At 69.1% G+C, this 15,608-nt stretch carries 13 protein-coding genes; 5 read left to right on the top strand and 8 right to left on the bottom strand.

The features are described 5' to 3' along the window. Window positions 1–112: 112 nt before the first annotated feature. Entirely contained in the window at window positions 113–787 is a 675-nt protein-coding gene (locus DDF67_RS18670; RefSeq protein ID WP_109102474.1) for a cation transporter, read from the bottom strand. Between the two features lie 60 nt (window positions 788–847). Here DDF67_RS18670 and DDF67_RS18675 point away from each other — a divergent pair, with 60 nt between their 5' ends. Continuing rightward, window positions 848–1,252 carry a MerR family transcriptional regulator gene (locus DDF67_RS18675; protein WP_109102348.1) on the top strand — a complete coding sequence of 135 codons (405 nt, stop codon included), beginning with the start codon at window positions 848–850 and terminating at the stop codon, window positions 1,250–1,252. A 126-nt stretch (window positions 1,253–1,378) separates the two neighbouring features. On the opposite strand, the gene phoB is transcribed toward DDF67_RS18675, so the two are convergent. From phoB to DDF67_RS18705, 6 genes are all read right to left on the bottom strand, one after another. After that, window positions 1,379–2,071 (bottom strand): phosphate regulon transcriptional regulator PhoB, encoded by a 693-nt coding sequence (phoB, locus tag DDF67_RS18680; protein ID WP_058349669.1) that lies wholly within the window; start codon window positions 2,069–2,071, stop codon window positions 1,379–1,381. A gap of 21 nt (window positions 2,072–2,092) precedes the next feature. After that, window positions 2,093–2,785 (bottom strand): phosphate signaling complex protein PhoU, encoded by a 693-nt coding sequence (gene phoU / locus DDF67_RS18685; protein WP_109102349.1) that lies wholly within the window; start codon window positions 2,783–2,785, stop codon window positions 2,093–2,095. Between the two features lie 18 nt (window positions 2,786–2,803). After that, window positions 2,804–3,646, bottom strand: a complete 843-nt coding sequence (pstB, locus tag DDF67_RS18690; RefSeq protein ID WP_408608625.1) for a phosphate ABC transporter ATP-binding protein PstB — start codon at window positions 3,644–3,646, stop codon at window positions 2,804–2,806. Window positions 3,647–3,701: 55 nt separating this feature from the next. Next, on the bottom strand, window positions 3,702–5,015 hold the full coding sequence (pstA, locus tag DDF67_RS18695; RefSeq protein WP_109102351.1) for a phosphate ABC transporter permease PstA: 1,314 nt from the start codon (window positions 5,013–5,015) through the stop codon (window positions 3,702–3,704). After that, the gene (gene pstC / locus DDF67_RS18700; protein ID WP_109102352.1) at window positions 5,008–6,450 is read right to left on the bottom strand and encodes a phosphate ABC transporter permease subunit PstC; all 1,443 of its coding nucleotides are present in this window, start codon (window positions 6,448–6,450) and stop codon (window positions 5,008–5,010) included. Before pstC ends, pstA begins: the two co-directional genes overlap by 8 nt. 101 nt (window positions 6,451–6,551) lie before the next feature. Beyond that, a complete protein-coding gene (locus tag DDF67_RS18705) occupies window positions 6,552–8,009 on the bottom strand; it encodes a sensor histidine kinase (protein ID WP_109102353.1) in 1,458 nt (485 codons plus the stop codon). Window positions 8,010–8,251: 242 nt separating this feature from the next. On the opposite strand from DDF67_RS18705, the gene DDF67_RS18710 reads away from it, so the two are divergent. Next, window positions 8,252–11,494 carry an autotransporter outer membrane beta-barrel domain-containing protein gene (locus DDF67_RS18710; RefSeq protein WP_109102354.1) on the top strand — a complete coding sequence of 1,081 codons (3,243 nt, stop codon included), beginning with the start codon at window positions 8,252–8,254 and terminating at the stop codon, window positions 11,492–11,494. Between the two features lie 206 nt (window positions 11,495–11,700). Next, a complete protein-coding gene (locus DDF67_RS18715; protein WP_233247699.1) occupies window positions 11,701–13,230 on the top strand; it encodes an OprO/OprP family phosphate-selective porin in 1,530 nt (509 codons plus the stop codon). A gap of 69 nt (window positions 13,231–13,299) precedes the next feature. Here DDF67_RS18715 and DDF67_RS18720 read toward each other — a convergent pair whose 3' ends face one another. Further along, window positions 13,300–13,893: a hypothetical protein gene (locus tag DDF67_RS18720; protein ID WP_109102355.1), complete on the bottom strand. Its 594-nt coding sequence runs from the start codon at window positions 13,891–13,893 to the stop codon at window positions 13,300–13,302. Window positions 13,894–14,046: 153 nt separating this feature from the next. On the opposite strand from DDF67_RS18720, the gene DDF67_RS18725 reads away from it, so the two are divergent. Both DDF67_RS18725 and DDF67_RS18730 read left to right on the top strand, forming a co-directional pair. Next, window positions 14,047–14,436, top strand: coding sequence for a hypothetical protein (locus tag DDF67_RS18725; protein WP_109102356.1), 390 nt, complete (start codon window positions 14,047–14,049; stop codon window positions 14,434–14,436). 99 nt (window positions 14,437–14,535) lie between these two features. Next, window positions 14,536–15,564, top strand: a complete 1,029-nt coding sequence (locus DDF67_RS18730) for a sulfate ABC transporter substrate-binding protein (RefSeq protein WP_109102357.1) — start codon at window positions 14,536–14,538, stop codon at window positions 15,562–15,564. The last annotated feature ends 44 nt before the right edge of the window (window positions 15,565–15,608 follow it).

The following is a 15,608-nucleotide window of genomic DNA, read 5'->3' on the forward strand; positions in this document are numbered from 1 at the left end:
AGCCGCGCATTCTCATGCACGTTCATCCGGGGCCTCCGGGCTAGAGTTTGGAGCTTCGCAACCCCAGCCTCTCAGCACCGCCCCGGGTGAACAACCTTCATAGCTTCGACACCTAGCGCTTCCGCGTCGCGACGCTGAACCGCGCGGGCGTTGGCGCCGGCGGGGCCTTGGCCTGGCGCAGTTCGCCCTGCGCCTGGCGGACGATCTCCCAGCCGCCGTGCAGGGCCAGGGCGGCCATCACCGCGGCCACCGCCAGGTCGGGCCAGCGCGATCCCGTGCCGAACACGCCGACAGCCGCCAGCATCACCGCCACGTTGCCGATGGCGTCGTTGCGCGAACAGATCCACACCGAGCGCATGTTGGCGTCGCCGGTGCGGAAGCCGTAGAGCATGATCGCCACGGCGACGTTGGCGACCAGTGCGGCCAGGCCCAGGGCGCCCATCACCGGCGCCTCGGGGGTTCGTCCCTCGAAAACGCCCCACAGCGTCGTGGCGCTGACCCAGAGCCCGAAAGCCAGCATGGTCGCGCCCTTCAGCATCGCCGCCCGGGCCCGCCAGGCCAGGGCCATGCCCGCCACGCCCAGGCTGATGGCGTAGTTGGCCGCGTCACCGAGAAAATCCAGGGAGTCGGCCTGCAGTGCCGCCGAGCCTGACAGCAGGCCCGCCGTCCCCTCGACCAGGAACATGCCGCCGTTGACTACCAGGGCGATCCACAGCGCCAGGCGCCAGCGGCCCGCGGGCGGAGCGGTTTCGGGCTTGCAAAGATCGTCGCCGCAGCAGCCGGACATCTGGACCTCCATCGAGAAAGCCCCATCTCTGCACCCTGTAGTCGCTACAGGGTCAAGAGCATGTCGACGCTATCGATCGGGGATCTGGCCCGCCGCACAGGCGTGCCGGTCGAGACCATCCGCTACTACGAGCGCATGGGCCTCTTGCCCAAGCCGCCGCGCACCGAGGGCAACTATCGCGCCTACGAGGCCACGCACGAGCGTCGGCTGGCCTTCATCAAGCGCTCGCGGGACCTGGGGTTCGGGCTCGACGCCATCCGGGCCCTGCTGGACCTGGCCGACGGCGCCGACCGGCCCTGCGGCGAGGTCGACGCCCTGGCCCGCGACCAGCTGGCCGAGGTCGAACGCAAGATCGCCGACCTGACGGCCATGCGGGCCGAGCTGCAGGACATGCTGGGCCACTGCCGCAACGACACCGTCGCCGACTGCGAGATCATCGGGCGACTGCGGGGGGCGGTAGAATAGATGCTCCCCCGCTGGGGGAGCTGTCGCGGAGCGACTGAGGGGGGACGTTTTCAGCTGCCGCGGAAGCTGAAAACGTCCCCTCTCCGGCCCTCTGGGCCACCTCCCCCAGAGGGGGAGGATCAAGACTTAAGCCGCCTCGACGTCCAGTGAGTAGCCGGCCGAGCGGACGGTGCGGATGGGGTCGGCTTCGGTGGAGCCGTTCAGGGCCTTGCGCAGGCGGCCGATGTGGACGTCGACCGTGCGGGCCTCGACATAGACGTCCGAGCCCCAGACGGCGTCCAGCAGCTGTTCGCGGCTGAACACCCGGCCCGGATGCTGCATCAGATAGTCGAGCAGGCGAAACTCGGTCGGGCCGAGGTGCACTTCCTTGCCCTGGCGCTTCACGCGGTGGGCGACCCGGTCGATGACGATGTCGCCGACCGTGATGCGGTCGTCGGCCAGGGCCGGACGGATGCGGCGCATCACGGCGCGGACCCGGGCGGTCAGCTCGACCATCGAGAACGGCTTGACCACATAGTCGTCGGCGCCGGTGTCGAGGCCGCGGATGCGGTCGCTCTCCTCGCCGCGCGCCGTCAGCATGATGATCGGCACGTTGCGGGTGTCGGTGCGGCCGCGCAGGCGGCGGCAGACCTCGATGCCCGAGACCTTGGGCAGCATCCAGTCGAGGATGACCAGGTCCGGCGCGCGTTCGCTGGCCAGTGTCAAGGCTTCCTCGCCATCGGCGGCCACCGCGACCTGGTAGCCCTCCTTGTCGAGGTTGTAGTGAAGCAGGGTGGCCAGGGCGTCCTCGTCCTCGACCACCAGAACGTACGGAGTCACTTTTAAAGGCCTCCCGAAAGCTTACTGAGCGACGACATCGAGCTTGGGACGCTGGGAGATGATCTCCTCGCCCGTCAGCTCGAAATGGATGATCTCGGCGATGTTGGTGGCGTGATCGCCGATCCGCTCGAGGTTCTTGGCGACGAAGAGCAGATGCGTGCACGCGTTGATCGTGCGCGGATCGCCCATCATGTAGGTCAGCAGTTCGCGGAAGATCGAGTTGTAGTGCTCGTCGACTTCCTCGTCGCTGCTCCAGACGTTGATGGCGCGCTGCACGTCAGAGGCCGTGTAGGCGTCCAGCACGTCCTTGAGACGGCTCTGCACCAGGCGGCCCATGCGCTCGATAGAGCGGGTCAGGGCGCTCATCGGCTCGGCCTCGGTCAGGATCAGGGCGCGCTTGCCGATGTTCTTGGCCATGTCGCCGCAGCGCTCAAGGCTCATCGAGATCTTCAGGGCGGCGACGGCGTGGCGCAGGTCCACGGCCATCGGCTGGCGCAGGGCGATCAGGCGGAAGGCCTTGCGCTCGATCTCGACCTGCAGCGTGTCGAGGCGCTCGTCGCGGCCGACCACCAGCTGGGCCAGCGGGGCGTCGCGGCGGGCGATGCACTCGACGGCGTCGGCCACCTGGGCTTCGGCGAGGCCGCCCATGCGGGTCACCTCGGCGGTCAGGTGGTTCAGCTCTTCGCCGTAGGATTTGACGGTATGCTCGGTCATGTCCTCGTCCCCTCCCGCCTAGCCGAAGCGGCCGGTGATGTAGTCCTGGGTGCGGCTGTCGCGAGGATTGGTGAACATCTCCTCGGTCGGGCCGCTCTCGACCAGCTTGCCCAGGTGGAAGAAGGCCGTCTTCTGCGACACGCGGGCGGCCTGGGCCATCGAGTGGGTGACGATGACGATGCAGAACTGGCTGCGCAGCTCGTCGATCAGCTCCTCGATCTTGGCGGTGGCGATCGGGTCCAGCGCCGAGCAGGGCTCGTCCATCAGGATCACTTCAGGCGAGACCGCGATGGCGCGAGCGATGACCAGACGCTGCTGCTGGCCGCCCGACAAACCCGTGCCGGGTTGATGCAGGCGGTCGGCGACCTCGTTCCAGAGGCCGGCCTTCTTGAGGCTGCTCTCGACGATGGCCTCCAGCTCGTCCTTGCGGGTGGCCAGGCCGTGAATCTTCGGGCCGTAGGCGACGTTCTCGAAGATGGTCTTGGGGAACGGGTTGGGCTTCTGGAACACCATGCCGACGCGCGAGCGCAGCACCACCGGGTCGACGCTCTTGGCGTTGACGTCGGCGCCGTCGATCTCGATCGAGCCCTGCACGCGGGCCGACGGGATGGTGTCGTTCATCCGGTTGATGCAGCGCAGGAAGGTCGACTTGCCGCAGCCCGACGGGCCGATGAAGGCGGTGACCGACTTGGCCGGGATGTCGAGGTTGACGTCGAACAGCGCCTGCTTCTCGCCGTAGAACACCTTGACGTCGCGGGCGCGGATCTTGAAGTCGCGGCTCTCGACCACGCCGTGGCCCTGGGGCACGGCGGTGTGGATGACGGGCGCGGCGACGGAAGCGTCGCGGTTCTGGGTGGGCATGGCGTGTCCCTGGACGAGGGCCTGAGCTTTGGGATGGGTGAAGGTCATCGGGATCCTACCACCGGCGTTCGAAGCGGCGGCGCAGGATGACGGCCGCGGCGTTCATGACGATCATGAAGATCAGAAGGACGAGAATGGCCGCGGCGGTGCGTTCGTGGAAGGCGCGTTCCGACGCGTTCTCCCAGATGAACACCTGGACCGGCAGGACGGTCGAGGCGCCGGTGAAGCCTTCCGGCACGCCCGGCACGAACGAGACCATGCCGATCATCAGCAGCGGGGCGGTTTCGCCCAGGGCGTGGGCCAGCGACAGGATGGCGCCGGTCATCACGCCCGGCATGGCCAGCGGCAGAACGTGGTGGAACACGGTCTGGGCCCTGGAGGCGCCGACGCCGAGGGCGGCTTCGCGGATCGAGGGCGGCACGGCCTTGAGCGCCGAGCGGGTGGCGATGATCACGGTCGGCAGGGCCATCAGGGCCAGCACAAGACCCCCGACGAGGGGAGAACTGCGCGGCACGTGCAGCCAGTTGATGAACAGGGCCAGGCCCAGCAGGCCGTAGACGATCGAGGGGACGGCCGCGAGGTTGTTGATGTTGACCTCGATGACGTCGGTCCAGCGGTTCTTCGGGGCGAACTCTTCCAGGTAGACGGCGGCCAGCACGCCGACCGGCACCGCGATCAGGGCGGTGATGACCAGCATCAGGGCCGAGCCGACCACCGCGCCCAGCACGCCGGCCTGTTCGGGCTCGGTCGAGTCGGACTTGGTGAAGAAGCCGAAGTTGAAGCCGCCCTTGACGGTGCCGTCCTTCTCCAGCTGGTCCAGCCAGGTCAGTTGCTGGTTGTCGAGCTTGCGGTCTTCCTCAGGCGTAGAGCGCTTGATCTCGCCCTTGTAGTAGAGGTCGGCGTCGGCCTTGACCGGACCGGTGACCTCGATCGTCTTGCCGATCACCGACGGGTCGGCCTTGATCTTGTCGAGCAGCTGGAAGCCGAGATCGCGCGAGACCAGGTCCATGACCTTGCCCGAGGTCGTGCCCAGGTCGTCGTCCTGGATGTTCAGCTTCTTCATCACCGCCTCGGCGACGATGTAGTCGTAGTTGACCCCGTCCAGCGCCGAGCGGTCGATACGGTCCGGGTTCAGGTAGACCGGCACGCTGATCGAGTGGGTCTCGAAGGTGGTGTAGCCCTGGGCGACGATGCGGCCGACCAGCACGACCAGGAAGATCATGGCCACGACGATGGCGGCGATCCCCTGCGCCTTGAACCACATCTCCGAGCGGTAGCGCTTCTTCAGGCGCGCCTCGGCGGCCGAGAGCTGCGGGCGGGGACCCTGCTCGCGCGGGGCGGCGCCGGCGTTGATGGCGGCGTCAGTCATATTGTTCCCGATACTTCTGGACGATGCGCAGGGCGATGATGTTGAGCGCCAGGGTCACGACGAACAGCGTCAGGCCCAGGCCGAAGGCCGAGAGCGTCTTGGGGCTGTCGAACTCCTGGTCGCCGGTCAGCAGGGTGACGATCTGCACCGTGACGGTGGTGACCGTGTCCAGCGGGTTGGCGGTCAGCTTGGCCTGCAGGCCGGCGGCCATGGTCACGATCATGGTCTCGCCGACGGCGCGGGAGATGGCCAGCAGCATGGCGGCCATGATGCCCGGCAGGGCGGCGGGAAGGATGACCTTCTTGACCGTCTCGGACTTGGTGGCGCCCATGGCGTAGCTGCCGTCGCGCAGGGATTGCGGCACGGCGTTGATGATGTCGTCCGACAGCGACGAGACGAACGGGATCAGCATGATCCCCATCACCACGCCGGCCACCAGGGCCATCTGGTTCTGCACCTGCATCAGGTACTGGGCGATCCCATCGAGCGGGCCGCCGGCCATGCCCTCGCCGATCGCATTGAAGAAGGCGCGGAACAGCGGGCCCACCGTCAGGGCGGCGAAGAAGCCGTAGACGACGGTCGGCACCCCGGCCAGCACCTCGAGCAGCGGCTTGACCACGGAGCGAACGCGGCGGTCGGCGTATTCCGAAAGGTAGATCGCCGAGTAGAGGCCGACCGGCGCGGCCACCAGCATGGCGATCAGCATGATCAGGAAGGTGCCGGCGAACAGCGGCACGGCCCCGAAGGCGCCCGACGAGGCCACTTGGTCGGCGCGCATGGCGATCTGCGGGCTCCACTCGGTGCCGAACAGGAACGACAGCGGATTGACGCTCTGGAAGAAGCGCCAGCTTTCCCAGACCAGCGACAGCACGATGCCGAGCGTGGTCAGCACGGCGGCGACCGAGCAGGCGATCAGCAGGCCGTTGATCCAGCCTTCGACGCGGTTGCGGGCGCGGAACTCAAGGCCGACGCGCGGCAGCGCCAGCAGCGCGCCGATCAGGGCCACAAGGGCGGCCAGGGCGATGGTGCTGTAGCGGACGGTGGCGGTGATCCTGCGCGACTCTTCGACCTTGGCGTCGAGAGCGGTCTTCAGTTCGCCCTCGTAGACGACTTCGGACGGCGACTCCTTGGCCGCGATGGCGCGGGCGTCGCCGAAGAACACGTCCTGGCGGTCGGGGGTCAGAGAGGCGATGGCGGCAGGACGCTCGGCCTGCAGCACCGCTTCCTCGATGCGGCCGCCGAACACGGCGCCGAGCAGCAGGAGCAGGGCGGCCGGGGCGCCGGCCCAGAGGGCGGCGTAGGCGCCGTAATAGTTGGGCAGCGAGTGCAGGCGCACCGAGGCGCCGCCGGCGGCCTTGAGCGCTCGGCCGCGGCCAAGCAGGAACGCCGCCAGCGCGAACAGCGCCAGGAACAGGAGCGAGAGCCAGGTCAGCATGCGTGAAGCGGTCTTGCGCTGGATGCGAAGACGGCGCCCGTTGCACCGCCCCGCCCGTCAACCGATCTATGCCGGCCGGGCGACGACCTTATGCGACGTTTCTACGACAGTTTTACGACACCGGCCTGGGCAGGTTCTTCCGAGGCCGGAAGATCCTTGTCCTGCAAGGACTTGGCCATCGGCAGGTAGACCCCGAAGGTGGCCCCCTCGCCCCGCACGGACTCCACGTGCAGCCCCCCGCGATGACGGTTGACGATGTGCTTGACGATGGCCAGGCCCAGGCCCGTGCCCTGGCGCTCGCCGCTCTTCTGTCCCTCGACGCGGTAGAAGCGCTCGGTCAGGCGCGGCAGGTGCTCGCGGGCGATGCCAGGGCCACGGTCGCTGACCCGCAGGCCGGCGTAGAACTCCTCGACGTCGGAATGGTCGGGCGTAAGCAGCGACAGGCGGGCGGCGGCCGGGTCGCGCGCGGCGACGGCCGTGGCCGGGGTCAGGCCCGGGAAGATCTCGACCCGCACCGTCCCGTCCTTGGGCGTGTACTTGATGGCGTTGTCCACCAGGTTCTGGATCACCTGGACGATCTGGTCGCGATCGCCCTCGACCACCGCCGCGCCGCGCGGCGGCAGGACGGAATCGAAGCTGACCTGCTTGTCGCGGGCCTGCGGGGCCAGGGCGTCGATGACGTCCTGCGCGGCCATGGCCAGGTCGACGCGGCCGGCCGGAGCGATGTGCTCGTTCAGCTCGATGCGCGACAGGCTCATCAGGTCGTCGATCAGGCGCGACATGCGTTCGGCCTGGGCCTGCATGATGGCCAGGAACCTGTCGCGCGCGCCCGGATCCTCCTTGGCGTGGCCGCGCAGGGTCTCGATGAAGCCCGACAGCGAGGCCAGCGGCGTGCGCAGTTCGTGGCTGGCGTTGGCCAGGAAGTCGGCGCGGGTGCGCTCGCTGCGCCGGATGTCGGTTTCGTCGCGGAGCACCAGCAGGGCCAGCTGCGAGCCGGCCTCGTCGCGGCCCAGCGGCCGGGCCCGGGCCGACCAGTCGCGCCCCTGCGAACCGACGCCGGTCCATTCCACCGTGCGCTCGACGCCGCCGAACAGGGCCTCGTCCACCGCCTCCAGCACCTGCGGGCTGCGCACGGCGGTGACCAGCAGGGCGCCCTCGCGGATGCGGAAGCGATCGCGGGCGGCGGCGTTGGCGAACACGAAGCGCCGGCCGGTCAGGTCGTCGGCCTCTTCGGCGGCGATGACCATCAGGGGGTCGGGCAGGTTTTCGAGGATGACGGCGAAGGGCGGGGCCCGGTCGGCCGAGGCCGCGGCGGGGGCGAGGCTCAGCACCGAGTCGTCGAGCCGCCGGCGCAGGCGGCGCAGCAGGGTGACCCCTCCGACGCCCAGCAGCAGCGCGGCAGGCAAGGCCACGCCCGGCTTGGCCGCGCCCATGGCGGTCATGGCCACCAGCGCCGTCGGCCCGGCGGCCACCGCCGTCCAAGCCCCCGCCCAGGCTCCGGCCAGACCGGCGCCCCAGCGCTCCGGCGCGACCGGCGAAACGGGTGTGAGGGTGGGCATGGCGGGCGTCCGGGCTTCCTGGATAGGGCGAAGGCCTCCGGCTGTACGGGGCGGGGGCCAAGGCTCGTAGGCCAGTTTTGTGACGATGCGATGATTCGACGAACCAGATATGGCGCCGCCGCGGAGCATGGGATAGACGGGGAACCCCCGGATGCGTGTCGGGTGCGGAAGTCACCGCAATTTCGCCGCAACCTGACGCAATCTGGGGATCGAGGGAATTCTCCTTAGGGTGGTCTGTTCGTATGCAGCGCAAGGTCCTGGTCGCGACGGTCGCGGCCGCTCCTCTGATGGCTATCGCCTTGGCCGCACAGGCCGAGACGGTGGTGAACACCGCGCGGACCACGCCCATCGCCACAGGCACGGCCGGGGCGAACGGCGCGGCCGATGATGTCAAGATCGACACGGCCGGCTCGATCAAGGTCACCACGCCCGGCGCGCTGGTGACGCTGAACAGCAACAATAAGGTCACCAGCGGCGGGACGCTGAGCGCCCAGGGCGTCAACGACTCGACGGGCATCCTGATCATCGGCGGCGTGACCGGTACGGTCACCAACACCAGCACGATCACGCTCGACGAGGACTACACCCCGACCGACACCGACTCGGACGGCGACCTCGACGGCGCCTTCGCCCTGGGCAGCAACCGCTACGGCATCCGCCTGACCGGTCCTGGCGCCTTCACCGGCGACATCATCAACAGCGGCGGCTCGATCCTCATCGAGGGCAACAACTCTGCCGGCATCTCGCTGGAGAGCGCCCTCAACGGCAACCTGACCCTCGGCAACACGACCGCCGCGTCGGCCGCCATCTCGGTCACCGGCAACAACAGCTACGGCGTGCGCGTCGCCGCCCCGGTCAGCGGCAAGGTGTCCATGACCGCCGGCACCATCTCGGCCCTGGGCCAGAATGCGACCGGCTTCGCGGTCGACGGCGACGTCGGCGGCGCAGTCCTGCTGCAGGGCGCGATCAGCGCGACCGGCTACCGCTACACCACCCGCCCGGCCGACAAGACCGTGCGCGACAAGCTCGACGCCGACGACCTGCTGCAGGGCGGTCCGGCCGTGCGCATCGCCGGCAATGTCGGCGGCGGCGTCTTCCTCGACATCCGCCCGACCGACAGCGACACCACCAAGACCGACGAAGACGGCGACGGCATCGACGACGCCCTGGAGGGCAACTCGGCGCTGGCCGTCTACGGCTCGGCCCCCGCCCTGCTGGTCGGTTCGGACACCAAGGCCATCACCCTCGGCGTCATCGGCACGGGCGACAACGCCTACGGCCTGCGCGTGCGCGGCGGCATCTCGGCCAACGGCGTCTATGACGGCGTCAGCTCGACCGGCATCCAGCTGGGCGGCAACGCCGGCCAGTCGACCACCATCACCAACGGCGCGAGCCTCGAGGCGACCCTGACCTCGCAGGCCTACGAGGCCAACGCCAACGGCGTGCGGGTGACCGCCGGCGCCAACGCGCCGGTGATCGTCAACAAGGGCACGATCACCACGAACAGCGTCTCCGAAGGCCTGTTCGACTCCCGCGGCGTCATCATCGAGGCCGGCGCCAACGTTCCGTCCCTGCGCAACGGCGGCGTGATCATCTCCACCGTCTACGGCGAGAAGGGCTCGTCCTACGGCGTGATCGACTATTCGGGCGGCCTCAACGCGATCGAGAACACCGGCTCGATCATCGCGGCCATCTCGCCCACCGACGACGCCGACGACAAGGACGACGCCGACACCGATCCCAGCAACGAGACGATCACCGGCAAGGCCGTGGCGATCGACGTCAGCCGCAACACCACCGGCGTCACCCTGACCCAGAACGGCGTCGTCAGCACCGACAAGACCCTGCCCGACGCCGACGGCGACGGCGTGCCCGACAACGCCGAGCCGTCGATCATCGGCCAGATCCGCTTCGGCTCGGGCGCCGACACCTTCAACGTCCTGAACGGCGCCGTGATCGGCGACATCTCGTTCGGCGGCGGCGCCGACAAGTTCCGCATCGACGGCGGCGCGGCCGTGGTCGGCGCGCTCGACAGCGGCGACGGCCAGCTGGACGTCACCATCGGCAAGGGCTCGCTGGGCATCAGCAACGCCCAGGCCATCAATGTCACGAGCCTGACCCTCGGCGCCGAGAGCAAGCTGGTGTTCACGGCCGATCCGACGGCGGGAACCAACACCCGCCTGGTGGTCTCGGGCGCGGCCAACATCGCCTCGGGCGCGCAGCTTGGCCTGCGCCTGACCAGCCTCCTGACCGCGCCGACCTCGTACAACGTCATCAGCGCCGGCTCGCTGACCAGCGGCGTCTTCGGCCAGGGCCTGCTCGACAACGCGCCGTACATGTACGTCGCCACCGCCCGCGCCGCCGGCAACGACGTCTATCTGGACGTGCGCCGCCGCACCGCCGCGGAGATCGGCCTGGCCCGCTCGGGCTCCCAGGCCTACGACACGCTGTTCGGCTCGCTGGCCGGCGACAAGGACGTCGCCAACCTGTTCCTGGGCATCAACGACAAGGGCACGTTCGTCCACAACTACAACCAGCTGCTGCCCGACCAGGGCGAGGGGATGTTCGCCACGCTGCAGAACATCAACCAGCAGATCTCGGCGGCCACCGCGATCCGGCCCGATCCGGGCGACCGTTATGGCCCCGACAGCATCTGGGTGCAGGAGATCAACGGCCTGGTGCGCCGCGAGGACGGCGAGACTCTAGGCACCGACACCCAGGCCTTCGGCTTCGTGGCCGGCTACGAGGCCATGGGCGACGCGGGCGGGGCCCTGGGCGTGACCCTGGCCTACACCGCGCTGGAAGAACACGACACGGTCGCCCAGGTGGGCGAGCAGACCACCGCCTCGATCGTCCAGGCCGGCGTCTACTGGCGCCGTTCGGTCGGTCCCTGGCGCTTCAACATGGGCGGCGGCGCCGGCTACGGCTGGTTCGAGAGCAACCGCGTGCTGTTCCTCGACCTCAACGGCGACGGCGTCACCGACGAGGATCGCGTGACCAAGGCCGACTGGGGCGCGGTGACCGCCAACGCCTTCGCCGGCGCGGCCTACGAGGCCAAGCTGGGCCGGTTCTTCACCCGTCCCGAAGCGCGCATGGACTACACCTACCTGAACGAAAGCAGCCACGACGAAGTCGGCGGCGGCGAGGTTCTGGACGGCGCCATCGGCAGCCGCAAGTGGAGCAACCTGTCGGGCGACCTGGGCCTGGTCATGGGCGCCGACTTCGGTCGCGAAGTGTGGCTGCGCCCCGAAGTGCGCGTCGGCTACCGCAAGACCATCGCCGGCAGCCTGGCCGACACCGTCGTGACCAAGAAGAACGGCAAGTACGTGCTGGAAGCCTTCGACAACCGCGACGGCGCCCTGACCCTGGGCTTCGCCCTGCGGGCCGGCACGGCCATGTCCTACGTCGCCCTGGAAGGCGGCGCGGAAAGCACCAAGCGCCAGAAGCGCTACAACGTGAAGCTCACCGGCCGGACGATGTTCTAGACCGCCCGACTGCCAGGTGGAGTTGAAGGCCCCGCACAACGCGCGGGGCCTTTTTCTTTGGATTGTCCGCTCCCGGAGCGACGTTTGGCCGCAGCAGCGAACAAAACCAAGGACTTGGATCGTCAAAGCTCCATTTAGGCCTACTCGTTAGTCATATTCTCCTGAGCAATAGGACGGCGGCCCCAGCCCGCCGCGAGGGGAAGACCGTGACCATCAACCGCCTTGCCTCGCGCATGGCCCTGATCGCCTGCGCCTCGACGCTGGCGATCGCGGGCGGCGCCCAGGCGCAGACGTCGACGCCGAGCGACCAGCAGGCTCGGATCGAGGCCTTGGAAGCGCAGCTGAAGTTCCTGCAGCAGCAGATCAACGACCTGAAGGCCGCCAGCGCCGCCGCCCCGGTTCCGACGGCCGTCCCTGCAGCGGCGCCCATGCCGATCCAGGTTGCCGCCAGCGCGCCCGCCGCCGCGCCGAAGGCGGCCCCTGCCGCATCGCCGCTGCCGGCCGCCACCGTCAGCATCGCCGCCGGCCGCCCGACCATCGCCTCCACCGACGGCGCCTTCACCGCCAGCCTGCACGGGGTGATGCAGCTCGACACCGCCCACTACTTCCAGGACAAGGGCCTGCCGGCGGTGATCGGCAACGGTCGCGACCTCAACAGCGGCAGCAACTTCCGCCGCGCGCGCCTGGGTCTCGACGGCCGGTTCTTCAGGAACTTCGACTATTCGATCCTGCTCGACTTCGGCGGCAACGGGACCGACGGGCCCGGCATGCTCCAGGAGCTGTTCGTCCAGTACAACTACGCGCCGTTCAAGGTGCGGGTCGGGGCCTTTGCGCCCAGCGTGGGCCTGAGCGACGCGGCGTCGCAGAACGGTTCGCTGTTCCCCGAGCGCCCGGCGATCGCCGAGATGGTGCGGGGCCTGGCCGCCGCCGACCGCCGCTATGGCCTGCAGGTGCAGACCTCGGGCGAGAACTGGCTGCTGTCGGCCGCCGCCACCGGCGGCAAGAGCGGCGATGCGCAGACCTTCGACGAGCAGCAGGCCTATGTCGGCCGCGCCGCCTTCGCCCCGATCAAGAGCAAGGACTGGCTGCTGCACCTGGGCGTCAACGGCGGCTACATCGCCACCCCGGCCCAGGCGGCGGTCGGCGGCGCCTACGCCCTGACCCTGGCCGAGCGGCCCGAGCTGCGCGTCGACGGGGCCACCCTGGTCTCGACCGGCGCCCTGGACGCCAGGAACCTGCGCCACCTGGGCGCCGAGCTTGCCGTGCAGCACAAGAGCCTGCTGATCCAGAGCGAAGTGTTCGACCTTGCGCTGGAACGCCGCAACGCCGCCGCGGGCGTCAGCGACCCGAAGTTCGGCGGCTGGTACGTCGAGGGCGGCCTGGTGCTGACCGGCGAGAGCCGCCGCTACAACGCCTCGACCTTCGCCTTCGACGCCCCGTCCATCGCCCACCCCTTCGACCCGAAGGCGGGCCAGTGGGGCGCCTGGGAGCTGGCGGCGCGCTATTCGGTGCTCGACCTCAACCACCACGAACTGGCCGCCCTGGCCGCCGACCGGGTGCGCGGCGGCGAGCAGACGATCTGGAGCGCGGGGGTCAACTGGTTCCCCAACTCGGTGACGAAGGTTTCGCTGGACTATCTGGACGTCGACATCGACCGGCTGGACCCGGCCGGCGGCGCGATCCCGCTGAGCCAGGGCTACCAGGCGGTCAACCTGCGCAGCCAGTTCGCGTTCTGACGAGGTTGGTGACGGGCCATCCCATGGCCCGTCATCTCCGCCCTTCTTGGCAGGCTGCCCCTCCGGCGCCTAGGCAGCCTTCAGGTCAGGTCGAACGATCGCCCAGAAGCTCGCCGTCGCGGCCACGCCCAAAGCCGCGCTCATTGCCAGCACCGCTGGATCGAGCCCGAACTCGACGGCCAACCCCATGCTGGTCGCTTCCCCCGCCGAAACGATCAGCGCTCGCCCCAAGCCCGTGACAAGGGCGGCGGCCAAGCCTCCCGCGACAACGGTCACCCCCAAGCCGGTCCGTCGACGAGCGCCCAGATGGGCAAAGAGAGGAAGGCCGACCACCAGCATGACGAGGTAGGCGACAATCGCCACCGTGACCGCGGCCGCCGCCGGATATGGCCCCCGGCTCCAAAGCGCCCAGGCAAAGGCGAGAATGGGCGCCCACAGCGGCGCAAGCCAGAAAGCAATGATCGTTCGGCTCGGCCTGGCCAGGAACGTGGCGGCCGCCACGAGCAGGAGAACTCCCGGTGCGGAATTGAGCGCGACGCCCAGTCCCGTTACCGGCCCGCCCGATCTAGCCCCGCTCCATATCCAGTAGGCGGTCGGCGCCAGGTACAGCACCCCTAGTGCGATCAGCGCGGCGGCTACGAGACGTGTTTTCGTGACAATCATCGAAACAACTTCAGACGGGCTTCGATTGAAATCATAGTGCGATGCGGACGCATGCGCAGCCCTCAGGTTGCAAGGCCTGATCTGAACCACTCCGCCCGCAAGTACTGAAAAGCGTCACTTGCGACCGCGCGAGCGGCCCGCATAGATGCGCCCATGACCAACCCGTCCAAGACCGAGCGGATGGACCTGCGGCGTTCGATCGGGAACCGGGTCGTCCCGACGCCCGTCGCGCGTGGCCCCGCCGCGGCCTGCCTCTGGCCGCATGCGTGCTTCGAGTGCCGCAAGTCCTGGAAGCTGAGCAACGCCGCCGCCGGCGCCTGCCCGGAGTGCGCGCGGCCGTTGCATTGGATGGGCCGGGCCTTCAAGGCGCCTCGCAAGGCCGACAAGGACCAGTGGACCAAGGTCCGGCTCCTGTGGCTCGCCGGGTTTCGCTTCGTCAGTCACACGCGGGGGCGGGAGGCCGAGCCCTTCCCGGACCGTCCAGGCGAGGTCGAGGCGTTCGTCCGACGAAACCCCGAGCATCCCTTCCGGATCGAGCGCTGACCGGCGAGCGCCGCTTTCTGATGCCTCCATCAGAAACATTCGCGCGCGTGGCGGCCGCCTGATCGGTCAAGGTCGCGGCGTTATCCGAGAGGACGCCCGATGACCCTGTTCCGCCTTCCCACCCGTCGTGACCTCGCGGTCGGCGCGGGCGCCCTGGCGGCTGCGCCCGCGAGCGCGCTGGCCCAGAAGGCGCCCAAGGTCGTCACCCTGTTGAACGTCAGCTACGACCCCACCCGTGAGCTCTACCAGGACATCAACCCGGCCTTCGCCGCCTACTGGAAGCGCCGGGTGGGCCAGACGCTGGAGATCCGCCAGAGCCACGGGGGTTCGGGCAAGCAGGCGCGCTCGGTGATCGACGGGCTGCAGGCCGACGTCGTCACCCTGGCGCTGGCGGACGACATCGACCAGATCGCCGCCCGCGGGCTGACGGCGGCCAACTGGCAGTCGCGCCTGCCGCAGAACTCGGCCCCCTACGCCTCGACGATCGTGTTCCTGGTGCGCAAGGGCAACCCCAAGCGGATCAAGGACTGGGGCGACATCGTCAAACCCGGGGTGGCGATCATCACCCCCAATCCCAAGACCGGCGGCGCGCCGCGCTGGGCGTATCTGGCCGCCTGGGCCTGGGCGCTGAAGCAGCCGGGCGGCAATGACGCCTCGGCCCAGGCGTTCGTGCGCCAGCTCTATCGCCAGGTCCCGGTGCTCGACAGCGGGGCGCGCGGCTCGATGACCACCTTCGCCCAGCGAGGCGTCGGCGACGTGCTGCTGACCTGGGAGAACGAGGCCCACCTGGCCCGCCAGGAGTTCGCCGCCGACGGGCTGGAGATCGTCTATCCGTCGCGCTCGATCCTGGCCGAGCCGTCAGTGGCCGTGGTCGACAGCGTGGTGAAGCGGCGCGGCACGAAGCTGGTCGCCGAAGGGTATCTCAACTTCCTCTACAGCCCGCTGGCCCAGGACCTGATCGGCAAGCATCACTACCGCCCGCGCAACGCCCAGGCGGCGGCGAAATACGCCGCCAAGTTCCCCAAGATCCCGTTGGCCACCATCGACGGCCAGTTCGGCGGCTGGAAGAAAGCGCAGGGCCGCCACTTCGCCGACGGCGGCGTCTTCGATCAAATCTACCGGCCGTGAGAGTCTTCTTGGGCGTGAAGCCTACCTGGACAATAGGGTATGAC

The organism is Caulobacter endophyticus (genome assembly GCF_003116815.1).
In the GTDB taxonomy this organism is placed as follows: domain Bacteria; phylum Pseudomonadota; class Alphaproteobacteria; order Caulobacterales; family Caulobacteraceae; genus Caulobacter; species Caulobacter endophyticus.